The sequence below is a fragment of the Pseudomonas sp. OG7 genome, from assembly GCF_014192825.1.
Taxonomy (GTDB): domain Bacteria; phylum Pseudomonadota; class Gammaproteobacteria; order Pseudomonadales; family Pseudomonadaceae; genus Aquipseudomonas; species Aquipseudomonas monteilii.
The window spans coordinates 741,041-762,721 of record NZ_JACHYK010000001.1; the positions used below are offsets into that span (position 1 = coordinate 741,041).

At 63.2% G+C, this 21,681-nt stretch carries 21 protein-coding genes; 10 read left to right on the forward strand and 11 right to left on the reverse strand.

The genetic code is table 11. The features are described from left to right. Positions 1-39 precede the first annotated feature (39 nt). The 7 genes from cobG to FHW75_RS03445 all read left to right on the forward strand — a co-directional run bounded on the left by cobG (position 40) and on the right by FHW75_RS03445 (position 6,554). Complete coding sequence (cobG, locus tag FHW75_RS03415; protein ID WP_159266644.1) at positions 40-1,371, forward strand: precorrin-3B synthase; 1,332 nt, start codon at positions 40-42, stop codon at positions 1,369-1,371. Continuing rightward, entirely contained in the window at positions 1,364-1,990 is a 627-nt protein-coding gene (locus FHW75_RS03420; protein WP_016489386.1) for a precorrin-8X methylmutase, read from the forward strand. Before cobG ends, FHW75_RS03420 begins: the two co-directional genes overlap by 8 nt. Further along, positions 1,987-2,721: a precorrin-2 C(20)-methyltransferase gene (locus FHW75_RS03425; protein WP_019099778.1), complete on the forward strand. Its 735-nt coding sequence runs from the start codon at positions 1,987-1,989 to the stop codon at positions 2,719-2,721. Before FHW75_RS03420 ends, FHW75_RS03425 begins: the two co-directional genes overlap by 4 nt. Then, positions 2,709-4,406, forward strand: coding sequence for a precorrin-3B C(17)-methyltransferase (gene cobJ, locus FHW75_RS03430; RefSeq protein WP_183673128.1), 1,698 nt, complete (start codon positions 2,709-2,711; stop codon positions 4,404-4,406). Before FHW75_RS03425 ends, cobJ begins: the two co-directional genes overlap by 13 nt. Before the next feature lie 99 nt (positions 4,407-4,505). Continuing rightward, positions 4,506-5,195 (forward strand): hypothetical protein, encoded by a 690-nt coding sequence (locus FHW75_RS03435; RefSeq protein WP_025754332.1) that lies wholly within the window; start codon positions 4,506-4,508, stop codon positions 5,193-5,195. A 62-nt stretch (positions 5,196-5,257) separates the two neighbouring features. Continuing rightward, complete coding sequence (locus FHW75_RS03440; RefSeq protein ID WP_019099781.1) at positions 5,258-5,944, forward strand: hypothetical protein; 687 nt, start codon at positions 5,258-5,260, stop codon at positions 5,942-5,944. Beyond that, on the forward strand, positions 5,931-6,554 hold the full coding sequence (locus FHW75_RS03445) for a hypothetical protein (protein ID WP_019099782.1): 624 nt from the start codon (positions 5,931-5,933) through the stop codon (positions 6,552-6,554). Before FHW75_RS03440 ends, FHW75_RS03445 begins: the two co-directional genes overlap by 14 nt. Here the strand turns inward: FHW75_RS03445 and FHW75_RS03450 are convergent. The 9 genes from FHW75_RS03450 to FHW75_RS03490 all read right to left on the reverse strand — a co-directional run bounded on the left by FHW75_RS03450 (position 6,551) and on the right by FHW75_RS03490 (position 17,608). Further along, positions 6,551-7,147, reverse strand: a complete 597-nt coding sequence (locus tag FHW75_RS03450; protein WP_183673130.1) for a MarC family protein — start codon at positions 7,145-7,147, stop codon at positions 6,551-6,553. The genes FHW75_RS03445 and FHW75_RS03450 overlap by 4 nt on opposite strands. Before the next feature lie 37 nt (positions 7,148-7,184). Beyond that, positions 7,185-9,956, reverse strand: coding sequence for a hybrid sensor histidine kinase/response regulator (locus FHW75_RS03455; protein ID WP_019099783.1), 2,772 nt, complete (start codon positions 9,954-9,956; stop codon positions 7,185-7,187). A gap of 135 nt (positions 9,957-10,091) precedes the next feature. Then, positions 10,092-11,387, reverse strand: coding sequence for a phosphoribosylamine--glycine ligase (gene purD, locus FHW75_RS03460; protein ID WP_019099784.1), 1,296 nt, complete (start codon positions 11,385-11,387; stop codon positions 10,092-10,094). A 182-nt stretch (positions 11,388-11,569) separates the two neighbouring features. After that, positions 11,570-13,177 carry a bifunctional phosphoribosylaminoimidazolecarboxamide formyltransferase/IMP cyclohydrolase gene (purH, locus tag FHW75_RS03465; protein WP_019099785.1) on the reverse strand — a complete coding sequence of 536 codons (1,608 nt, stop codon included), beginning with the start codon at positions 13,175-13,177 and terminating at the stop codon, positions 11,570-11,572. Positions 13,178-13,258: 81 nt separating this feature from the next. Further along, the gene (fis, locus tag FHW75_RS03470) at positions 13,259-13,579 is read right to left on the reverse strand and encodes a DNA-binding transcriptional regulator Fis (RefSeq protein WP_019099786.1); all 321 of its coding nucleotides are present in this window, start codon (positions 13,577-13,579) and stop codon (positions 13,259-13,261) included. Continuing rightward, a complete protein-coding gene (dusB, locus tag FHW75_RS03475) occupies positions 13,576-14,589 on the reverse strand; it encodes a tRNA dihydrouridine synthase DusB (protein ID WP_019099787.1) in 1,014 nt (337 codons plus the stop codon). The genes fis and dusB overlap by 4 nt, the downstream gene beginning before the upstream one ends. 175 nt (positions 14,590-14,764) lie before the next feature. Beyond that, positions 14,765-16,117: a DUF3426 domain-containing protein gene (locus tag FHW75_RS03480; protein WP_183673132.1), complete on the reverse strand. Its 1,353-nt coding sequence runs from the start codon at positions 16,115-16,117 to the stop codon at positions 14,765-14,767. Positions 16,118-16,159: 42 nt separating this feature from the next. Continuing rightward, the gene (gene prmA, locus FHW75_RS03485; RefSeq protein ID WP_019099789.1) at positions 16,160-17,038 is read right to left on the reverse strand and encodes a 50S ribosomal protein L11 methyltransferase; all 879 of its coding nucleotides are present in this window, start codon (positions 17,036-17,038) and stop codon (positions 16,160-16,162) included. 114 nt (positions 17,039-17,152) lie between these two features. Beyond that, a complete protein-coding gene (locus tag FHW75_RS03490; RefSeq protein ID WP_019099790.1) occupies positions 17,153-17,608 on the reverse strand; it encodes a MaoC family dehydratase in 456 nt (151 codons plus the stop codon). A gap of 143 nt (positions 17,609-17,751) precedes the next feature. Between FHW75_RS03490 and FHW75_RS03495 the strand changes: the two genes are divergently transcribed. The 3 genes from FHW75_RS03495 to FHW75_RS03505 are packed head-to-tail and all read left to right on the forward strand — an operon-like array spanning position 17,752 to position 19,427. Beyond that, positions 17,752-18,114, forward strand: coding sequence for a CidA/LrgA family protein (locus FHW75_RS03495; RefSeq protein WP_019099791.1), 363 nt, complete (start codon positions 17,752-17,754; stop codon positions 18,112-18,114). Next, positions 18,111-18,827, forward strand: coding sequence for an LrgB family protein (locus tag FHW75_RS03500; protein ID WP_025754329.1), 717 nt, complete (start codon positions 18,111-18,113; stop codon positions 18,825-18,827). The genes FHW75_RS03495 and FHW75_RS03500 overlap by 4 nt, the downstream gene beginning before the upstream one ends. A 9-nt stretch (positions 18,828-18,836) precedes the next feature. Further along, positions 18,837-19,427, forward strand: coding sequence for an LON peptidase substrate-binding domain-containing protein (locus tag FHW75_RS03505; protein WP_016712194.1), 591 nt, complete (start codon positions 18,837-18,839; stop codon positions 19,425-19,427). 14 nt (positions 19,428-19,441) lie between these two features. On the opposite strand, the gene FHW75_RS03510 is transcribed toward FHW75_RS03505, so the two are convergent. Both FHW75_RS03510 and FHW75_RS03515 read right to left on the reverse strand, forming a co-directional pair. Beyond that, positions 19,442-20,758, reverse strand: coding sequence for a bifunctional DedA family/phosphatase PAP2 family protein (locus FHW75_RS03510; protein WP_089229913.1), 1,317 nt, complete (start codon positions 20,756-20,758; stop codon positions 19,442-19,444). 2 nt (positions 20,759-20,760) lie between these two features. Beyond that, positions 20,761-21,429, reverse strand: a complete 669-nt coding sequence (locus FHW75_RS03515; protein WP_019099047.1) for a DNA-3-methyladenine glycosylase — start codon at positions 21,427-21,429, stop codon at positions 20,761-20,763. Positions 21,430-21,681: the final 252 nt, after the last annotated feature.

Here is a 21,681-nt window from a genome sequence, read left to right on the forward strand (position 1 = left end):
TAATACCGCGCCTTCTACACTCAAGCGCATTTTCACAGATTGCCGGACGCCCCTTTGACGCAGGCCCATGCTCCCAACGTTTCGCCCCGCCCCTCGGCCTGCCCGGGGTTGTGGCGCATCGTCAGTGCCCGTGACGGCGGCATCTGCCGCATCAAGCTGCCGGGCGGCCTGCTGCTGGTCAGCCAGGCCGAAGCGGTGGCGGCGGCGGCCGAGCGCTTCGCCGGCGGTGTGATCGAGGCCACCAACCGTGGCAACCTGCAAATTCGTGGCATCGGCAGCGAGCACCGTGCGCTGATCGACACGTTGCTCGTTGCCGGCCTGGGCCCGCGCGAAGCGGCCGGTGATGATGTGCGCAACCTGATGCTAAGCCCGCTGGCCGGGCATGACCCAGCCATGCTGCTGGATGCGCGGCCGTTGGCCGAGCAGATCCTCCTTATGCTGGAAAGCACCCCGCGCTTCCATCAACTGTCGGCCAAGTTCGCCGTACAGCTGGATGCCGGCGAACGCCTGGCCATGCTCGAACACCCTCACGACCTGTGGCTGTCGGCCCTGCGCCTGGAGCAGCAGACCTGGCTGGCGTTCGGCCTGGCGGGTTGCCCGGCAGATGGCCAGGCGCTCGGTGCGGTGCCGCTGGAGCAAGGCCTGGCGCTGGTGCGTGCCGTGCTGGAACGCTTTCTCGACCTGGCAACCCCTGCGCAGGCGCGCATGCGCCAGTTGCTTGAGGTATACCCGGCAAGCGATTTCGTCGATGGGCTCGGGCTGGACATCCGCCGCGACGACGCCGTGCTCACATGGCGACGCGAACCACACCGTGCTTCTTGGCTGGGGGTGATACCCCAGGTTCAAGGCCTTGCCCTTGGCGTTGCCCCACCCCAAGGCCGCCTGACCCCAGCCATGTTGCGCGGTGCCGCATGTATTGCCCGTGAATGGGGCGATGGCAGCCTGCGCCTTAGCCCCTGGCAAAGCCTGGTGGTGACCAATCTGCAAGAACGACACATCGATCAGGCCCAGGCCGAACTGTCTGCGCTGGGCTTGCTGTGCCACGACCATGAACCCCTGGCGCGCATCAGCGCCTGCACCGGCGCCAGCGGCTGCGCCAAGGCCCTTGGCGAGACCAAGGCCGACGCCGTTGCCTTGGCCGCGCTGCTGGGCCCAGGTGTACCCGCCAGCGTGCACCTGTCCGGTTGCCCCCGTTCCTGCGCCGTGGCTCATGTAGCCCCGGCCACTTTGCTGGCCCGTTCACCGGGCCGTTATGACCTGTACCTGCGTGATGCGCGCCATCCGGGCTTCGGAGCCCTGCGCGCCACCGACCTTACCTTGAATGAAGCAGGCGCCATGCTCGACCTGCCGACGGAGCACCTTGATGATTGACTACATCCGCGATGGTCAGGAGATCTATCGCAATTCCTTCCGGATCATCCGTGAGGAAGCCCGGCTCGAGCGGATTCCCGCAGACCTCGAAAAGCTCGCCGTGCGCGTGATCCACGCCTGCGGCATGGTCGATGCCATCGACGGCCTGCAGTTCTCCGAAGGTGCCGGCCGGGCCGGGCGCGAAGCGCTGCTTAACGGCGCGCCGATCCTTTGCGATGCGCACATGGTGGCTGAAGGCATTACCCGGGCACGCCTGCCCGCAGACAACAAGGTTATCTGCACCCTGCGCGACCCGAGCGTGCCAGGCCTGGCGAAGGATGCTGGCAATACCCGCTCCGCCGTAGCCCTCGAGCTGTGGCGCCCATACCTGGAAGGCAGCGTGGTGGTGATCGGCAACGCGCCTACCGCGCTGTTCTACCTGCTGGAGATGATTGACGCGGGCGCTCCCAAGCCGGCGCTGATCCTCGGCTTCCCGGTCGGTTTCGTCGGCGCCGCCGAGTCCAAGGCGATGCTCGCCGCCGACAGCCGTGGCGTGCCGTTCGTGATCATGCAGGGCCGCCTGGGCGGCAGCGCGATGGCCGCCGCCGCGGTCAACGCCCTGGCCACGGAGGTGGAATGATGGCGCCGCGTGGACGACTGCTGGGCCTGGGCGTGGGCCCTGGCGACCCTGAACTGATCACCCTCAAGGCCCTGCGCCTGTTGCGCGAAGCGCCTGTGGTCGGTTACTTCGTGGCCAAGGGCAAGCGTGGCAACGCCTTCGGTATCATCGAGGCACACCTGCAGCCTGAGCAGACCCTGCTGCCACTGGTCTACCCGGTTACCACCGAAGCCCTGCCAGCGCCGCTGTCCTATGAACAGGTGATCAGCGACTTCTACGACGAAGCCAGCGTGCAGGTGGCCGAGCACCTGGATGCCGGCCGCGACGTGGCGGTGATCTGCGAAGGCGACCCGTTCTTCTACGGCTCCTACATGTACCTGCACGATCGCCTGGCGCAGCGGTATGAGGCCGAAGTGATCCCGGGCGTCTGCTCGATGCTCGGTGGTGCTTCGGTGCTGGGCGCGCCGTTGGTCTACCGCAACCAGAGCCTGTCGGTGTTGTCGGGTGTATTGCCGGCCGAAGAGCTCAAGCGCCGCCTGGCCGACGCCGATGCTGCGGTGATCATGAAGCTTGGTCGCAACTTCCCCAAGGTGCGCGAGGTGCTGGCCGAACTGGGCCTGGACGGGCGTGCGCTGTATGTGGAGCGGGCCACCATGGCCAACCAGAAGATCGTGCCGCTGGACCTGGTTGACCCGCAGTCGTCGCCGTACTTCTCGCTGATCATCGTGCCGGGTGAAAAATGGCAGGGTTGAACATGCACAAGGCACCCGCCATCGTCATCCTTGGCCCAGGCAGCCTGGCCACCGCGCAGCGAATCCAGAAGCGTTACCCGCAGGCGTCGATCCATGGCCTGGAAGGCCGGGTCGAAGGTGTCGACCTTCACTACACCGCGTTCGGCGACACCCTGCGCCGGCTGTACCAGCAGGACACGCCGATCATCGCCCTGTGCGCTGCAGGTATCGTCATCCGTAGCCTGGCCAGCCTGCTCAGCGAGAAGGGCGTCGAGCCGCCGGTGCTGGCCGTGGCCGAAGATGGCAGCGCGGTAGTGCCGTTACTCGGTGGCCTGAGCGGCGTGAACGTGATGGCGCGTGAACTGGCTGAAGCACTGGGGGTTGCCGCTGCCATTACCACCAGTGGCGAGCTGCGTTTTGGTACCTGCTTGCTGAACCCGCCACAGGGCTATGCCCTGGCGGATATCGAGCAAGGCAAGCGCTTTGTCTCCGACCTCCTGGCCGGCGAATCGGTGCGCATCGAAGGTGATGCCCCCTGGCTGCAGCAGGCGCAGTTACCCGCCAGCGAGGCGGCTCGGCGCACCATTCATGTGGGGCATCAGGCGCGCCCGGCCAACCGCGACGAATTGCTGATTCACCCGCGTTCGGTGGTTGTGGCTGTTGCAGGCGGTAACCTGCACGGTATTCGTGCCGCACTGCAGCAGGCTGGCATCGCCGAGCCATCGGTAGCCTGTCTGCTGGCGGACGAGCAGGCCATGGCCGACAGCGGCTTGCATGAGGCCGCGCAGGCGTTGGGTGTGGCCTTGCGCTTCGCTGCCAATCCAGACGGGGTGGCCAGCATGCTTGCGGCGGCGTTGCCCGATGCCCGGCTGACCGAGCTTGAGGGTGCGGCCATTGCCGTGGCGCCTGCCCCGGTCGAGGTGGCGCAGGTTGGCCGCCGTCGTGGTCGTCTGGCCGTTATCGGCCTGGGGCCGGGCGCTGCCGAACTGATGGTGCCGGCGGTGAAGGCAGAGCTGGCGTGTGCCGAAGACGTACTTGGCTATGAAACCTACGTGCGCATGGCCGGGCCGTTCCGTGACGACCAGGTGCTGCACTGCACCGACAACCGTGAAGAGATGCAGCGCGCCCGGCATGCCTTCGAGCTGGCGGCCCAGGGCCGTTCGGTGGTGGTGGTGTCGTCGGGTGACCCGGGCGTGTTCGCCATGGCTGCTGCGGTGCTTGAAGCGTTGCATGAGTCCAGTGACCCGGCGTGGCACCGCGTCGACCTCGAGATCCTGCCTGGCGTTTCGGCCTCGCTTGCAACGGCCGCCCAGGCAGGTGCACCGCTAGGTCACGACTTCTGCGTGATGTCGCTGTCGGACAACCTCAAGCCCTGGTCCATCATCGAGAAGCGCCTGGACCTGGCGGCTCAGGCTGACCTGGTGCTGGCCTTCTACAACCCGATCTCCAAAGCCAGGCCTCATCAGTTGGGTGTGGCACTGGAGGTTGTGCGCCGGCATCGCGATGGCAACACCCCTGTAGTCCTTGGCCGTGACATCGGTAGGCCGGGGCAGACGCTGAAGGTAGTCACATTGGCCGAGCTGTTGCCAGAAATGGTCGACATGCGCACCATGGTTCTGGTCGGCTCGTCCACGACCTGCCAATTCCCCAGCGCCGACGGCAAGCAGTGGGTGTATACCCCGCGCTGGTACCCGTCTGCCGAGTGAGGCACCGAGGGAACCGGTTCATGCCTGTTCCCTCGTCGTTTACGGCATAGGGTGAATGTCCCTCGATGATTCCCATCGGGGCATTCAAGGACCCTGTACATGAACGATATCAACGCTTCCAGTGGCGATAGCATCGCTGTTGTCGAACAATCTCTTCTGGCGCTGAGCGCAGGCATGTCGGCGCAAAGCCGACGCGATGCCAAGACCACCTTCCAGTTCGCTTCTCGCGTGGCGTCCAAGCTGCATGACCGTGACGGTGAGTCCGAAGCCTGGTTCAACAAGTTTCTGGAGGTGATGCGCACCCTGGGCTGGGTGGCGGGCCGACGCTCTTACGAACGTGACTACGACCAGAGCGCATCGCTGACCCTGGGCCCGATTGCCTTCAAGGTCGCCAGTGCCGCAGGTAAGGCCTTGCTCGGCGGGCCGGTAGGCGAGGCCATGGCCAAGCTGGCCGGCGATGCCATCAATGCGCTCGGTAACATTGAAGAAGCACAGAAGGTCTACAAGCAGAACGTCAAAGGCAACCCGGTCTCGACCACAGGGTTGGGAACGTGCATTGAAACGCCTGAGGGCGAACTGTTCATGCTGGTGAACGCATTCAGTGCTTCGCCAAGTGAAAACGACCTGAATACCACGGTGTTCGAATGGAAGAGTTCAAGCAAAGACCGCTACTGCGGTTCGGCAGTACTTGCCTTGAATGAAGTGGTCTACACCGACCAGGTGCGCGCAACGATCGAGCAGAAACTCGCTGACAAGGCCGTCAAGGCCGCCGACGAATACGAGATTTGAGAGCAAACGGGGCCTGCGGGCCCCGTTCTTCATTCTGCACGTTTGAAATTCGAGGTATTGCAATGAGTAAGGAAGGCTACTCCTTGTGGCTCGTTGGTGGCACCGCGCTGCTGGTCGCGGACGCGGCGCAGCCCTTGAGGCAGTATGCGCTGGACTCGATTCTGTTTGCCCAGCTGCGCTCGGACAAATTGAACGGCTCACGGTTTATCCACTACGGGCGCTGGTACAGCGGGTACCGCACGGCACTGGAGGAGCGAGGCTGGGTGGTCGTGCGCAGCCGCAGTGATCACCAGCAGGCGCAGGCTGGGCAATCACTGGTGCCGGTTCAGCGGCTCAGCGACGATTTGCAGGCCCGTCATCCCAGCCTGGCGGGTCATTTGCGGGCTGCCATTACCCTGCTCTCGCAGGTGGTGGTGCAGAAGCACCTGCAACCCTTCACGCTGGCGGAGCAGGACAAGACCACACACTGCGCCTACGAGCTGGGCGTGATGCTGCCTGATGCGTCTCTGGATATGTGTGGGTTGGCGTTCAAGAGTGCCTTGCCTGCATCACAGATTCGTCCCGATACCCGTTTGCAGCCCATACCGGCCGAGGGGATAGACCTGCGGGCCAGTGCCGGAACATTGAGCGAATACCTGACTGTCGCTCATCGCCAAGGCCTGCACGATCTGCTTGAGCGAACACAGCATGTTGGAAAAATCATTGATCTAGGGGTGTTGAAGCCGGAGGGTGGCGATGCAACAGCATGAAGCCGTAGTCGTAGGCGCAAGCCTGGTTTCGTTCATTCCCGGCGTCAGCCTTGAGCAGCGTCAGGCCGTGAAGCTTGCTTCGTTATGGGCCGAGACCGTGACGTTGCAAGACATGGCCAAAGCAACGCAGCAGGAACAATACGATTACTACCGCAAGAAGTTGATGTACCTGGGGTGGGACGCGAAGTCTGCTGAAGAAGTCCATTGGCCGGACCCGCAGCGGCCCAGAATTGTCGATCAGGCGTTGAGCAAGATCGACGCCGTCGCAGGGGCTCAGCATTCCAGCAGCATGGCGCTGGCGTTCGAGGCGCTAAAGAGAAACGGCAAACCCTTGCTGCATTTCGAGTCTCGCAGCAGGGACCGAGCGCAGTTTCAACTGTTGTCCTGTGCGCCAGTCAGTGGCAACTACGTGGACATTGTGGTGTACCACGAGGCTGGCAACACGGCGGTATTCACCAATGGCTTTCTGTTTCGCGAGCGCCGCAACATGCAGGTGGCCGCAGAGCTGGTGCGTTTCAATACACGCCTGTTCAATCAGGAACGTCGCAGCGGTGTCGAGCGGGCACTGGTGAAGATTGCCTTGAAGGAAATCCATGAAATGGAGGTTTAGGGCATCAGGTATCCCTTGATACCGGTAAAGATGATCTGCGCTGCCAATGCGCAGACAAACAGGCCCATCAAGCGGCTGACGATCTGCAGGCCCTGCTCGCCAAGAATGCGTTCGATACCGTGTGACAGGTACAGCACCAGGCCCACGGTGAAACTGGCCAGGGCAATGCTGATGATGGCGAGCAACTTGTCATCCCAGTGCGGCTGGCCGACGCCCATCACCAGCAGGGCACCAATGGTGCCGGGGCCGACGGTCAGCGGAATGGTCAGCGGCACGATGGTCACATCTTGCTGCACGTAATCGGCCTGCACGGCCGGTTTGCCCTGGGCCATGCCCAGGGCCGAGATGAACAGCACGCTGCCGGCTCCGATGCGGAAGGCGTCAGCGGTGATGCCAAAAATACCGAAAATCACCCGACCGAACAGGTACAGCAGCACGCTGGCGACCAGCGCCGCGAAGGCCACCTTCCAGGCCAGTTGCTTGCGCTCCTTGCTGGAGTGGCCGCGGGTTAGGCTGATGAAGCACGACAGCACGAAGAACGGGCTGTAGAGCACGAGCATTTTCAGGTAGACGCTGAACAACTCATGGAGCATGGGGCGTAGTCCTCAGCAATACTGATGCTTGTGTCAGCTAGGAAGTATGCGCTGGATCTACCAGGGTTTCCCGCTGGTTGGCCCAGTACTGGATCAGCTCGCGCAACTGTGACAATTCCACCGGCTTGGCCATGTGCCCGTCCATGCCCGCCAGCCGTGCGCGCTCCTTGTGTTCGGCCAGAATGTGCGCCGTCAGCGCCACCACCGGCGTGCGCTGGCGCTGGTTGGCCGCTTCCCAGGCGCGCAGTTGCTGGGTAGCGGAGAAGCCGTCCAGTATCGGCATCTCGCAGTCCATCAACACCAGGTCATAGCGCTGCGCTTTCATCGCCTGCAGGGCTTCTTCGCCATTGCAGGCCGTGTCGGGCTCGAGGTTGAGCTTGCCGAGCATGCCGCGGATCACTTTGGTCGAAATGCTGTTGTCCTCGGCGACCAGCACGCGGAAGTTGCCAGGCAGGTCCAGCGCCTGCGGGATGCCTGGCAGGCTGGCAGGCACCGCCTGCTCGCGGCCGCGCTGTGCCAGTTCCTCGGCCAGGGTGGTTTTCAGCGTGTAGCCGGCCACCGGCTTGGCCAGTATCCGCTTGACCCCGGCGTTACGCGCAATGACCTTGCTCGGCGCATTGCTGATACCGGTGAGCATCACCACCAGGATGTCGTGGTTCAGGCTCGGGTCTTCCTTGATTTTGGCGGCCAGCTGCATACCGGTCATGCCGGGCATGTTCTGGTCCAGCAGCACGGCGTCGAAGTAGTCCCGCAGGTGCGCCTTGGTACGCAGCAGCGCCAGGGCTTCTTTGCCCGATGGCACCGCGCTGACGTTCATGCCCCAGGCGCTGCACTGCTGTACCAACACCTTGCGGCAGGTGTCGTTGTCGTCCACCACCAGCACACGGGCATCGCGCAGCGGGCCTTCGAGGTCGGCCGGTGGTTGCTCCAGGCGTGAAGGGTCCAGCGGCAGGGTCAGCCATAGGGTGTTGCCCATGCCCGTGCTGCTCTTGATGCCGAACTCGCCCTGCATCAGGCCGATCAGCTGCTTGGCAATGACCAGGCCAAGGTGGCCGCCCAGCTTATTGCTGGACAGGAAGTGGTGGCTGTGCAACTCGGCCTGCAACAAGGCTTCGCGGTCGGCGGCGGGCAACGGCTCGCCGCTGTCCTGCACGGCAATGCGCAAGCGTGGTACCTCGCCGCGCTGGTCCAGCGCCACCACCAGCAGGATCTCGCCCTGGTCGGTGTTTTTCAGCGCATTCTCCAACAGGCTCGACAAGGCCTGGCGCAGGCGCGTCGGGTCGCCACTGATCACGCGCGGCACCTGTGGCTGGGTGAAGCTGATCAGCTCGATGTTCTGTTGCTCGGCCTTGGCGCGGAAGATGTTCAGGCAGTCCTCGATCAGCGCGTTAAGGTCGAACTGCACATCATCCAGCTCGATCTGCCGGGACTCCAGCTTGGAAATGTCGAGAATTTCGTTGATCAGCGTGAGCAGCTCGTTACCGGCACTGTGGATGGTCTGCACGTAGTCGCGTTGCTTGACCGACAGCGGTGTGCCCAGCAACAGTTCGGTCATGCCCAGTACACCATTCATAGGGGTGCGGATTTCGTGGCTGATCTTGGCCAGGAACTCGGCCTTGGCATTGATTTCGGCATCGCTGGCGGCCAGCGCACGGCTGGCGCTGAAGCGCTCCTCGCTCATGCGCCGCAGGCGTTCGCTGACGGCCAGGTTCAGCAGCAGCCCGCTGACCACGGTCAGACCCAACAGGATGCACAGCAACCAGGGCGTCGAGGTGCGGGTCAGGCCCAACAGGGCCGGCAGCAGCACCAGGCCACCCAGGTTGAACACCACCATGGCCAGGCTGAACAGGCGCCCCGGTGCATAGCCACGGTACCAGTGGTAGCTGCTGACCAGCAGCATGCTCACGCTGCCCAAGGCCAGCAGGGCGTAGGTCATCAGGTTGAGGGGCAGGGTGTCGACGAACAGCAGCACCAGGCCGCTGACCCCGACCACCAGCATTTCACCTTGCAGCAGGCGGTTAAGCCGTGGCGAATTGCACGGCGTGAAGAAATGTTGGGTGAAATACAGCCCGGCCAGGCCTGCCAGCACCAGTGTCAGGTAGGCGGCGGGTGTTTGCGCGTTGTGCCACACATGCCACCAAGGACCGCTGAGGTTCAGCAGGATCAGGCCGCTGAGCAGCATCAGGCCGTGGTACAGCGCCAGGATCAGGGTGGTGGTGGAACGGCTGTAGAGGAAGCGGATCAGGTTGTGCATGATCAGCATCACCAGGCCGCCGAACAGCATGCCGAACAGCAGGGGCTGGCTTTGGTCTGAGGCCGCTACGGCTGCCGGTTCCAGGCTGATGGCCGGGCGTAGCTGGTGTTCTGAGACCAGGCGCAGGTAGATGTCCAGCGGTTGTTTGCTGTTGGGCAGGGGTAATACATGGTCGCTGCCACGCAGGGTGGGGCTGGCGTTGCCGGCCAGGCGCCCGTGGTGCAGCTGACGCAGAAGCTGGTTGCCCTCGAGGGCGTAGAGGTCCAGGCCAGAAAGGTCCGGGGCAAATACCCGCAGCAGTTGTTCCTGGTCGCCGGGTTGCAGGCGATAGTGCAGCCACAAGGCCTGTTCCGCAGGCGCTGCATCCAGCTCGGCGAGAATCAGAGGGCTGAACTGGTTGCGGTAGCGCTCGGAGCGCACATCGCTCAGTTGCAGGTTGGCCTGTTCGTCGAGCAGAACGGTCCAGCCTCCGTCATGTTCGGCAGCTGCCGGGAACATGCAGAGCAAGGTCAGCAAGCTGACGATCAGAGCTGAGGCAATCCGAAGCCGACGCACTACGAAATCCCTTCTTGGTCGATGTGCCGGGTACTCACTATGCGCGGCGCGCCAAGTCGAAGGCAAGGCCCGTGGCGGGCCTTGTCGACGAGCCGGATGCCGTGCGCTGAAAGCGCTACGGCGCTCCGGTAGTACTTACTGCTGGTGCTCACCGCGCTCGCGGGCGATGGCCCGATAACCGATGTCGGTACGGTAGAAGCTGCCGTTCCAGCTCACTTCCTTGGCCAGACGGTAAGCTTGCTGCTGCGCGTCAGCAACGGTGCTGCCCATGGCGGTGGCACACAAAACGCGGCCGCCGTTGGTGACCACTTGGCCATCCTTGAGCGAAGTACCGGCATGGAACACCTTGCCTTCGATCTTGGCCGCAGCGTCCAGGCCACTGATCGCCTCGCCCTTGGCGTAGTCGCCAGGGTAACCGCCAGCTGCCAGCACCACGCCCAGGCTTGGACGCGGGTCCCACTGAGCTTCGACTTTGTCCAGCGCCTTGGCGAAAGCGGCTTCGATCAGCAGCACCAGGCTCGACTCCAGGCGCAGCATGACCGGCTGGGTCTCTGGGTCGCCGAAGCGGCAGTTGAACTCGATGACTTTGGGGTTGCCCGCCTTGTCGATCATCAGGCCTGCGTAGAGGAAGCCGGTGTAGACGTTGCCTTCCTCGGCCATGCCGCGCACGGTCGGCCAGATGACTTGGTCCATCACGCGCTGGTGCACGTCGGCGGTCACCACCGGGGCAGGGGAGTAGGCACCCATGCCGCCGGTGTTCGGGCCGGTGTCCTGGTCGCCGACGCGCTTGTGGTCCTGGCTGGTGGCCATGGGCAGCACGTTGTGGCCGTCGACCATGACGATAAAGCTGGCTTCCTCGCCGTCGAGGAACTCTTCGATTACCACACGCGAACCGGCTTCACCAAAGGCGTTACCGGCCAGCATGTCACGCACGGCGGCTTCGGCTTCTTCGAGGGTCATGGCGACGATCACGCCTTTGCCCGCAGCCAGGCCGTCGGCCTTGATCACGATCGGTGCGCCTTTCTCTTGCAGGTAGGCAAGTGCAGGCTCGATTTCGGTGAAGTTCTGGTAGTCGGCGGTCGGGATCTTGTGGCGTGCCAGGAAGTCCTTGGTGAAGGCCTTGGAGCCTTCCAGCTGGGCCGCGCCCTTGGTTGGGCCGAAGCAGTCCAGGCCACGGCTGCGGAACAGGTCCACCACGCCGATGACCAGCGGTGCTTCCGGGCCGACGATGGTCAGGTCGACGTTCTTCTCGGCGAAGTCGGCCAGTTGCTCCAGCGCGCAGACGTCGATGGCGACGTTTTCGCACTTGGCTTCAATGGCAGTGCCGGCGTTGCCCGGGGCAACGAAGACTTTCTCGACGCGTGGGTCCTGGGCGACTTTCCAGGCCAGGGCGTGCTCACGGCCGCCGCTGCCGATGATCAAAACTTTCATGTCAAAACCTCGAATTCTTTCGGGCGTAAGGCAAAGCTTCACGCTGTACGAGGTCGCACTGGAGCAGGTAGATGCAAGGCGGGGCCGATTCCGATGAGCGGAGTTGCCTTTTGGCAATGAGCATCAGCGGAACCGGCCCCAACGCAGCAGATGCCTGCTTCAGTGCGGCCGATTGTCGTAAATCAGTGGCGGAAGTGGCGCATACCGGTGAACACCATTGCAATGCCGGCTTCATCGGCAGCAGCAATGACTTCAGCATCACGCATCGAACCACCTGGCTGGATCACGGCGCTGATACCCACTTTAGCCGCATTGTCGATGCCATCACGGAACGGGAAGAACGCGTCCGAGGCCATGACCGCACCCTGCACCTGCAGGCCAGCATGCTCGGCCTTGATTGCAGCAATGCGCGCGGAGTTGACGCGGCTCATCTGGCCAGCGCCTACGCCGATGGTCTGGCGCTGCTTGGCGTAGACAATGGCGTTGGACTTGACGAACTTGGCCACTTTCCAGGCGAACACCAGGTCATGGATTTCCTGTTCGGTCGGGGCGCGCTTGGTGACGATTTTCAGGTCATCAGCGGTGATCATGCCGATATCGCGGCTCTGCACCAGCAGGCCACCGTTGACGCGCTTGAAGTCCCAACCGGCGGCGCGCTCGGCAGGCCATTCGCCGCACTCAAGCAGGCGTACGTTCTGCTTGGCGGCAACCACTTCACGGGCAGCCTGGGAAATTTTCGGCGCGATGATCACTTCGACGAACTGGCGGTCGACGATGGCCTTGGCGGTTTCGCCGTCCAGCTCGCGGTTGAAGGCAATGATGCCGCCGAATGCCGACTCGGTGTCAGTGGCATAGGCCAGGTCGTAGGCCTTGCGGATACCGCCTTCGTCTTCAGGCACAACGGCCACGCCGCACGGGTTGGCGTGCTTGACGATGACGCAGGCCGGCTTGACGAAGCTCTTCACGCACTCCAGCGCGGCGTCGGTGTCGGCCACGTTGTTGAACGACAGTTCCTTGCCTTGCAGCTGGATGGCGGTGGAAATGCTGGCTTCGCCTTTCTTGGCTTCTACGTAGAACGCCGCGCTCTGGTGCGGGTTCTCGCCATAACGCATTTCCTGGGCCTTGACGAACTGGCTGTTGAAGGTGCGCGGGAATTCGCTGCGATCGGCAGTCGAAAGGGTGTCCTTGGCCTGGTCGATGGTGCCCATGTAGTTGGCGATCATGCCATCGTAGGCGGCAGTGTGCTCGAACGCCTTGAGCATCAGGTCGAAGCGCTGGGCGTAGGTCAGGCCACCGGCTTTAAGGCCTTCGACGATGCCGGCGTAGTCGCTGGCGTTGACCACGATGGCCACGTCTTTGTGGTTTTTGGCAGCCGAACGGACCATGGTCGGGCCGCCGATGTCGATGTTCTCGATAGCGGTCGGCAGGTCACAGCCCGGCTTGGAAATGGTGGCTTCGAACGGGTACAGGTTGACCGCGACCAGGTCGATCGGCTTGATGCCGTGCTCGTTCATGATGGCGTCGTCGGTGCCGCGACGGCCGAGGATGCCGCCGTGGATCTTCGGGTGCAGGGTCTTGACCCGGCCATCCATCATTTCGGCGAAGCCGGTGTAGTCGGCCACTTCCACCGCGTTCACGCCGTTGTCCTTGAGCAGCTTGTAGGTGCCGCCGGTGGACAGGATCTCGACACCGAGCTGTTGCAGCTCACGGGCGAATTCGAGGATACCGGTCTTGTCGGAGACGCTGATCAGGGCGCGGCGGACTGGCAGGCGGGTAGTCTGGTCGGTCATTTCGGGTTCCAATAACGCGGTGGAGTCAGCAAAAAAGGCGCCTCTGTTCAGGGAGCCGCCTTTTCTGGTTGGGATTCTGGCTTACAGCAAGTCGTACTGCTTGAGCTTCTTGCGCAGGGTGCCTCGGTTCAGCCCGAGCATCTCGCTGGCCTTGGTCTGGTTGCCCTTCACGTAGTTCATCACGCATTCGAGCAGGGGCGCCTCGACTTCGGAGAGCACCAGGTTGTACACGTCCGTCACGGTCGCGCCTTCCAGGTGGGCGAAGTAGTTGTGCAGCGCCTTCTCGACGCTGTCGCGAAGGGTCTGGCCCTCTTCGCTCGGCGTGTTGAGGTGCTGTTTCAGGTTGGCGTTGTCGCTCACGGGCGTTGTTCCACTCACAAATGTCTCGGTCATCATCGTCATGCGGCCACCCCTTGTCCGTCCTCTGTCTCAAGGCTCTGTCGACGTTCACCGAAAAACGCGCGAACGTTGGCGCACTGCGCTTGTGTGTCTTCCAAAGCGTTGAACCGGGAGCGAAACTCCTTGCCGCCGGGTCGTGTTGCCAGGTACCAGCCAACGTGCTTGCGGGCGATACGTACGCCCATCACATCGCCATAGAAGGCATGCAGCGCGGCCAGGTGCTCCAGCAGGATGCGTTCCACTTCGTCCAGCTGCGGCGCTGGCAGGTGTTCGCCAGTGCGCAGGTAATGCTCGATCTCGCGAAAGATCCACGGCCGCCCTTGGGCGGCGCGGCCGATCAACAGGCCATCGACCCCGGTGGCATCCAGCACCGCCCGGGCCTTTTCTGGCGAAGTGATATCGCCGTTGGCAAAAACCGGGATCGACACCGCCTGTTTGATGGCAGCGATGGTGTCGTATTCGGCCTCGCCGGTGTACAGGTCGGCGCGTGTACGGCCATGCACCGCCAGCGCCTGGATGCCGGCCTGTTCGGCGATCTTCGCCACGTTCAGGCCGTTCTTGTTCGCCCGGTCCCAACCGGTGCGGATCTTCAGGGTCACCGGAACATCCACGGCGCCTACAACGGCGTGGAGGATTTCGTGGACCAAGGCTTCATCTCTCAATAAAGCAGAGCCTGCAGCTTTGTTGCAGACTTTTTTTGCCGGGCAGCCCATGTTGATATCGATGATCTGGGCGCCCGCTTCGACGTTGGCCTTCGCCGCCGCTGCCATCATCTGCGCATCACCGCCGGCGATCTGCACCGAGCGTGGCTCGGGATCACCTTCATGGATGCGGCGCAGGCTCGACTTGCGGCTGTTCCACAGGCTCATGTCGCTGCTGACCATTTCCGACACCACCATGCCCGCGCCCAGGCGCTGGCAAAGTGTACGGAAAGGCTGGTCCGTGACCCCGGCCATGGGCGCGAGGATCAGGTTGTTACGCAGTGTGTATTGGCCGATGCGTACCGCCGACATAGGTGATCCCTGTTGTGGGGCCGAATCTTGGAGTTCGAAAAAGGGTTGGCATGATACCCGCTCTCGGTGACCGGATAAAGATGGATCTGGATAAAATCTGAACAGTTGTCGGCTTATGACTTTTGGTGCGACATATGGACAGCGGGGCCGCCTGGCAGCCCCGCTGGTGCACTGCCTATTCCGGGGAACGGAAGCTCAGGCTGTAGTTGACGGCCTTCGGCCCCGGGTCGAGGATGTCCAGGGCAATATGGATCGGCGTCTGGCTGGGCATGTCGCCACGCCCTGCCAATTCGCCTGAAAGGTACTCGCTGGGCTTGAAGCGACGGCTGGCGATCAGCTGGCCATTGAGGTCGGCAAAGCGCAGTTCCAGCAGCGGGAACGGCTGGGAGAAGGGGGCGCGGTTGTAGATGATCGCATCGACGATCAGTGCACCCTTGAAGTCGGGGTGGCTGCGCACCACCAGGTTGCTGCTCTTGATGCGTGCAATATCGACGCGGGTGGGCACCTGGCAACCGACCATCGGGCAGATCTGCTGGAAAATTGGCCGGTATTGGTCCTGGCGGGCCATTTCGTCGAAGTGGAACCACACGTACTGGAAGGCCAGCAGGCCAGCAGCCAGCAAGGTCAGAAAACCCCACAGCAAACGCTTGCCCCAGTTGGGGGCGGGTTTTTCCCAGCCCAGCTGCAGCGGGTCGTCGACCACGTCGACCAGCGGTTCCTTGCGTGCCGGGCGCTCGGGTTTACTGGCAAGGCCTGGTTCAAGGCGGTCGCCGGGTAGTGGCTCGTCAGGTTCATCGTCGCGGGCCGACAGATGCAGCGCCAGCGGCTCATCGTCGCGGGCGCTCAGGCCTTTTTCCGGTATTTCGTCATCGCTGGCGCGCAGTGGCTCGCTGAAGGCAGGCTGCTTATCGATTTCGGGCGCGCGGTGTACGGGCGGCTCGTCATCGATATCCAGGTCGAGGTTGCTGCCCAGGGTCGGCTCGGTGCGCTCGCCGGGTGCCGGTTCCAGGTCCAGCGCCAGGGGCTCTGGCTCCGGCAGCACCGGGGCGGCTTCTGTCGGCTGTTGGGGTTCGAAGGGCTCGTCGGTGGCCGTGCCAAACAGGTCGTCTGCGTGCTCGTCCGGGTGCAGCTCGTCGCGCCGTGCCTGCAGCCCACCCTCCAGGTTGGCCGGGCGTGTGGGTGCCGGTTGGCCACGACGTTCCAGGCGCTCCAGTTCCTTGTCGAGGTCAAGCTCATCCAGGGCCTGGGCGGTAAGCGCCCAGGCATCGTCAGCGCTATCGTTGCGTACTTCGATGGTGGGCTCAGGGGTGACCGCCTGTTCGATCAGCGGTTCGGCCGGCACAGCGGGTACTGGCGCAGGCACCACCGGAGCATTGGCGCGGTTCTGCTCCAGCAACTGCTTGGCGGCATTGAACACCTGCAAGCAGTGACCGCAGCGCACCACACCGCGAGCCACGTTCAACTGGTGGTGGGTGACGCGAAAGCTGGTCTGGCAATGCGGGCACTGGGTGACGAAACTGTCGGTCATGCGGCAATCCGGGAGCTGTGCAGAAGACTATTCTAGGCCCGCTTAACGGCGGCGACCACTGATGCGCACCCAGCCGTCGCGCACGACGATCGGGTCCAGCTCGAAGTCGGCGGCGTAGGCGGCAGCCACTTCTTCGCCCTGCTCGGCGAGGATGCCCGACAGGGCCAGCAGGCCACCTGGGCGGACCAGGCCGGACAACTGCGGCGCCAGCGATACCAGCGGGCCGGCCAGAATATTGGCGACCAGCACGTCGGCCTGCATGGCCGGCATGTGCTCGGGCAGGTACAGCGCCAGCTTTTCATCGGCAATGCCGTTGCGCTGGGCATTGTCGCGCGAAGCCTCGATGGCCTGCACGTCGATGTCGGTGCCGACAGCTTCACGGGCGCCCAGCAGCAGCGCGGCAATGGCCAGGATGCCCGAGCCACAGCCGAAGTCCAGCACCTGGGTGCCTTCCATTTGCTGGGCATCCAGCCACTCCAGGCACAGGGCCGTGGTGGGGTGGGTGCCAGTGCCGAAGGCCAGGCCCGGGTCGAGCAGCAGGTTGACGGCGTCCTTTTCCGGGGCATCGTGCCAGCTCGGCACGATCCACAGACGTTGGCCGAAACGCATCGGCTGGAAGTTGTCCATCCAGCTGCGTTCCCAGTCCTGGTCCTCGATCACTTCGGCCTGGTGCTCGGGCAGCTCGGCGCCGGTCAGCAGGCGCAGGTGGGAAAACACCTGCTCAGGCTCTGCATCGGCCTCGAACAGGGCCAGCAGGTGGGTGTGCGACCACAGCGGGGTGGTGTTGAGGTCTGGCTCGAAGATCGGTTGATCTTCGGCGTCCATGAACGTGACCGAGACGGCGCCTACTTCAAGCAGGGCGTCTTCGTAGGTTTCGGCTTGTTCCGGGCTGATGGCCAGGCGTACTTGCAGCCAGGGCATGGCGGGCACCTTTGGTAAATCGACAGGGGCAGCCCTAGGCTGCGCGAAGGCTGGCAGTTTACGCGAGTGCGGGGGATTTGTGGATCGGGGCGCACGCGGCGCCCCCGGAATGCGTCAGACAAAACACAGGGAAAGCGACTCAGCTATATAAGCAGGCTTCTCCTCACCCTCAATTTCCAAGGTGGCAATCGCCTTCAGCAACCACTGCCCCGGCTTTTTCTCTGTCACCTCGGCCAGCTCCACTTTCAACCGCACCTGGCTGTCGACCTTGACCGGCTGAATGAACCGCACACTGTCCAGCCCATAGTTCACCACCATCTTAAGCCCTTGCGGCAGGACCAGGATGTCCTCGATCAGCTTGGGAATCAGCGACAACGTCAGGAAACCGTGGGCAATCGTGCCGCCAAACGGTGTTTTTGCCGCCTTCTCAGGGTCGACATGAATGAACTGAAAATCGCCGGTTGCCTCGGCGAACAGGTTGATGCGCTGCTGGTCGATCTTGAGCCAGGCAGAGCGGCCCAGTTCCTTACCAACGTACTGCGAAAGCTCTGTAACCGGTACATAGGGCATCGCGGACTCTCCGGGTTGTCAGTTGGTACGAAAGTGCAAGATCAGCACGGCTAACCGTTTCAGTCAAGTTGCCCGCTTTTCGGCGAATATCGGTCTATAGCCGGGCGTGCTTATAATGGCCTCCATGCCCGAGGGAGATGCTTATGCTGTTGCGTGGTTTGACCTGGCTGGTGCTGTTCCAGCTGCTGGGGACGGCGATCAATCACCTGTTGGTGCCGGTTTTGCCGGGGCCGATTATTGGCCTGTTGCTGCTGTTGTTCTTTCTCATGGCTCGCGGTGAAGTGGGCAAGCCGTTGAACGAGGCCGCCAGTAGCCTGTTGCGCTACCTGCCGCTGTTGCTGGTGCCGCCGGCGGTAGGGGTGATGGTGTATGCCAAGGACATTGCCGCTGATTTCTGGGCCATTGTCGGTGCCTTGCTGATTTCCTGTCTGGTGACGCTGGTGTTTGTCGGGGTGCTGATGCAAAAGCTCATCCAGCGCCAGGGCAAGCGTGAGGAGCAGCCATGATGCTCGACTGGCAAGGCGCGCTTGACGCAGTCGTCCATCACCCGTTGTTCGGTATCGGCATTACGCTCGGGGCCTACCAGGTTGTGCTGGCGGCCTACGAAAAGACCCGCTTGATCTTTCTGCAGCCGGTGCTGGTGTCGATGTTGCTGGTAATCGGTGTATTGCTGCTGTGCGGTATCGACTACAGCGAGTACCGCAAAAGCACCGAAATCATGAACATCCTGCTGGGGCCTGCCACTGTCGCCCTGGCTGTGCCGCTCTATCTCAACCTGCGGCGTATCCGCCAGCTGTTCTGGCCCACATTTACTACGCTGGTAGTCGGGGGCCTGTTCGCCACCCTGTTCTGCCTGTTGCTGGGCTGGTGGTTTGGTGCCGAACACATGATCCTGATGACCATGGCGCCGAAGTCCGTGACCTCGCCGATCGCCATGCTGGTGGCCGAACAGATTGGTGGCGTGGCGGCCTTGGCTGCGGTGTTCGTATTGATTACCGGGGTGATCGGGGCCATCTTCGGCCCGGCACTGCTGAATCGCTTCGGGGTACACAGCCCTGAGGCGCGAGGGATGTCGCTGGGGGTGACCGCGCACGCGGTGGGCACTTCGGTGGCCCTGCAGGAAAGTGATGAATGCGGCGCCTTTGCCGCGCTGGCGATGAGCCTGATGGGCGTGGCCACGGCGGTGTTCCTGCCGCTGGCGGTCAGCCTGGTGGCTTGAGGACTTGTCATGACGCTACCGCTGTTTCCGCTCAATACCGTGCTGTTTCCTGGCTGCTTTCTCGACTTGCAGATTTTCGAGGCGCGCTACCTGGACATGATAAGCCGCTGCATGAAGCAGGGCGAAGGTTTTGGTGTGGTGTGCATCCTTGAGGGCGAGCAGGTTGGCAAAGCGCCGCCGATGGTCGCCTCGATTGGCTGTGAGGCGGTCATCCGCGACTTCGTGCAGCAGGACAACGGGTTGCTGGGTATCCGGGTTGAAGGCGTTCGGCGCTTTAACCTCGACAGCACCGAAGTGCAGAAGGACCAGTTGCTGGTGGGGCAGGTGCAGTGGTTGCCGGAGCAGGCAGACAGCCCGTTGCTGGAGGCGGACGACGATCTGCTGGCGTTGCTGGTGGCGTTGGGTGAGCACCCGATGGTCGAAGCGCTGGACATGCCGAGGCCAGTGGACGGGCGTCAGGCGCTGTCCAATCAGCTGGCGTACCTGCTGCCATTCATGGAAGAGGACAAGCTGGACTTGTTGACCCTGGATTCACCGCAGCAGCGGCTGGGGGAGATCCAGAAGCTGCTGGAGCGGATTCAGGGCGAACTGTTTGCCTGAGGGTACTGGCTACATCAATATTGGTATCGAAGCAAAGCCTGCGGCAGCGCATGCATGGCAAAGAACGCCAGCAGCGCCACGCAGGCCGGCAACACCAGCCACCACGCCCGCTGCGGCAAGGCTGGCAGTGTCTGGCGCCGTTGCACCAGGGTCAGGCTAAGCGCACACACGCAACACGCCAGCAGTGCTCCGGCCAGAATGTCTGTCGGCCAGTGAGCCCCCAGGTAAACCCGCGACAGGGCAATCGCCAGGGCCGGAATGCAACCCAGCATCACCCAAGTCAGGCGCATCCGCGGCGGCTGCCCACGCCCCGCCAGCACGGCCATCACCAGAAAGAACGCAAACGACGCCGAACTGTGCCCGCTGGGCATGCTGTAGCTGGTCAGCGGGTCGGTCAGCACTTCCGGCCGTGCCCGGGCGAACAGCCATTTGAGTGTGCCGTTGGCAATCGCCGTGCTCATCAGGGCGCCGGCAGCGAACATGGCGTGTCGCCACTGCCGGGCAAGCAGCAACAGGCCTGTCAGCAGCCCGCCGAGGAACAGCTGGGTACGAAAATCGCCCAGCCGGGTCACCAGCACCACGCTGCCATCGATGGCCTGGCTGCGGTGCTCCTGCACCAGTGTCATCACGCCCTGATCGAACTCATGCAGGTAAGGCCAACCGATAAATATCCCGGCCAGGGCGATGAAACTGAGGCCGGCAACCAGCCGGGTGCCGTGGCGCTGGTCACGCAGGCTGCTGTTGAGGCTAAGGCCAATCAGTACGGCCAGGGTGCCGGCGATGATGCCCGCATCCAGCCAGAAGCCTTCCGGCAGCGGCAGGCGCATGGCTGCGCCAGTGGCCCAGCCGGGCAGCAGGTAGGCGACCGACCAGCCAGCGCCGGCCACCAGGCTGACGGCAATGAAGCGCGGCAGAGGCATGTCGAACATGCCGGCCACCATCGGCAGCATCGGCCGCAGAGGGCCGATGAAGCGGCCTACCAGCAGGCTGGCAATGCCATAACGCTGGAAGTAGGTCTCGGCGCTGCCAATCCATTCCGGGTGGTGCCGTAGTAAGGGCAGACGGCGGATGTTCTGGTGAAAGTACTTGCCCACCGTGTACGACAGCACATCACCCAAAAGGCCGCCAAGGAAGCCCAGCAGCAAGGTTTCACCCAGGCTGAAGGTGCCACTGCCGGCCAGTACCGCAACGGCGAACAGCAGCACGGTGCCCGGCACGATGATGCCGGCGATGGCCAGGCATTCGATGCAGGCCACCAGGAAAATCGCCAGGCCAAGCCACTGCGGGTTGGCGCTGAGCCAGCCGGTCAGGCTGTCGAGCCATTGGCCCATGTTCAGCTTCCTTGTTCGAGAATGAAGAAGTCACGGCCTTCGACTTGGCCGCGACGTAACGGGTTCCGCGTGCAGAAGCGGGCATAGTCGGCGTCGACGAAACGGTAGGGCAGGTGTTCGTCGCGCCCGTGCGGGATGCCCAGGCGCGCGGTCTGGATGACCCGTGGTACGGCGTTGCCGCAATCGTCCACATACAGCCGCTCGGCGTCGAAGCGCTGGGCATCCCAGTGCGGCACTTTCAGGCCCAGGGCCCGGCATAGCAGGGTCTGGCCCGCGCACAGGCGCTCATCCGGGCGCAGCTTGCCACTGGCATCGGGGTTGTTCAGTTGCATTTGCGCCAGGCTGTTGGGGCCTGAAAGGGCATCCTGCCAAGGATAGGCGGACTTGATCAGCACCGCGTTGCCCGGCCCGTGGGCGCTGAAGTTCAGCGAGTCTCCGCCGCGGGCGTAGTACATGTAGATGTGACCACCATCCAGGAATAGCGCCTTGCGCTTTTCGGTGTAGCCGAGCGAGGCGTGGCTGCCTTTGTCGGTGAGGTAGTAGGCCTCGGTCTCGATGATGCGCGCGGCAAGCCACAGGTCGCCGTGGCGATGGCGGATAACCTTGCCTAGCAGGGCTTTGGCCAGGGTCTGGGCATCGCGGTCGAAAAAGCTGTCGGGCAGGGCTGGCATGCGGGCGGTTCGTGGCTGGGGAGGCGGGATGATAGCAATGAATGGCTTAATCGAGGCTGAACCAGGGGCGCGATTGAATGGTATCTGTATGTTTCATTGGTGGGGCTTCGGTGTGCTCGCCGTGGTGTATTCGTTGTCGTTGAAATCGAGCGCCGCCCGCGCGGCGCTCGATTTCACAGGCGCAGATAATCGTGAGACGAACTACCATTTTCTACCATCCGCCACCCGCCGCTGGGCGTACACCTGCGCGGC

Coding starts and splice junctions, on each gene's coding strand:
- FHW75_RS03435 (WP_025754332.1), top strand. CDS start 4,506: ATGAACGATATCAACGCTTCCAGTGGCGATAGCATCGCTGTTGTCGAA.
- purH (WP_019099785.1), bottom strand. CDS start 13,177: ATGACCGACCAGACTACCCGCCTGCCAGTCCGCCGCGCCCTGATCAGC.
- FHW75_RS03480 (WP_183673132.1), bottom strand. CDS start 16,117: ATGACCGACAGTTTCGTCACCCAGTGCCCGCATTGCCAGACCAGCTTT.
- FHW75_RS03450 (WP_183673130.1), bottom strand. CDS start 7,147: ATGCTCCATGAGTTGTTCAGCGTCTACCTGAAAATGCTCGTGCTCTAC.
- FHW75_RS03510 (WP_089229913.1), bottom strand. CDS start 20,758: ATGGGCCAATGGCTCGACAGCCTGACCGGCTGGCTCAGCGCCAACCCG.
- purD (WP_019099784.1), bottom strand. CDS start 11,387: ATGAAAGTTTTGATCATCGGCAGCGGCGGCCGTGAGCACGCCCTGGCC.
- fis (WP_019099786.1), bottom strand. CDS start 13,579: ATGACGATGATGACCGAGACATTTGTGAGTGGAACAACGCCCGTGAGC.
- dusB (WP_019099787.1), bottom strand. CDS start 14,589: ATGTCGGCGGTACGCATCGGCCAATACACACTGCGTAACAACCTGATC.
- FHW75_RS03500 (WP_025754329.1), top strand. CDS start 18,111: ATGATGCTCGACTGGCAAGGCGCGCTTGACGCAGTCGTCCATCACCCG.
- FHW75_RS03440 (WP_019099781.1), top strand. CDS start 5,258: ATGAGTAAGGAAGGCTACTCCTTGTGGCTCGTTGGTGGCACCGCGCTG.
- FHW75_RS03490 (WP_019099790.1), bottom strand. CDS start 17,608: ATGCCCTATGTACCGGTTACAGAGCTTTCGCAGTACGTTGGTAAGGAA.
- FHW75_RS03445 (WP_019099782.1), top strand. CDS start 5,931: ATGCAACAGCATGAAGCCGTAGTCGTAGGCGCAAGCCTGGTTTCGTTC.
- FHW75_RS03515 (WP_019099047.1), bottom strand. CDS start 21,429: ATGCCAGCCCTGCCCGACAGCTTTTTCGACCGCGATGCCCAGACCCTG.
- FHW75_RS03505 (WP_016712194.1), top strand. CDS start 18,837: ATGACGCTACCGCTGTTTCCGCTCAATACCGTGCTGTTTCCTGGCTGC.
- FHW75_RS03495 (WP_019099791.1), top strand. CDS start 17,752: ATGCTGTTGCGTGGTTTGACCTGGCTGGTGCTGTTCCAGCTGCTGGGG.
- prmA (WP_019099789.1), bottom strand. CDS start 17,038: ATGCCCTGGCTGCAAGTACGCCTGGCCATCAGCCCGGAACAAGCCGAA.
- FHW75_RS03425 (WP_019099778.1), top strand. CDS start 1,987: ATGATGGCGCCGCGTGGACGACTGCTGGGCCTGGGCGTGGGCCCTGGC.
- cobJ (WP_183673128.1), top strand. CDS start 2,709: ATGGCAGGGTTGAACATGCACAAGGCACCCGCCATCGTCATCCTTGGC.
- FHW75_RS03420 (WP_016489386.1), top strand. CDS start 1,364: ATGATTGACTACATCCGCGATGGTCAGGAGATCTATCGCAATTCCTTC.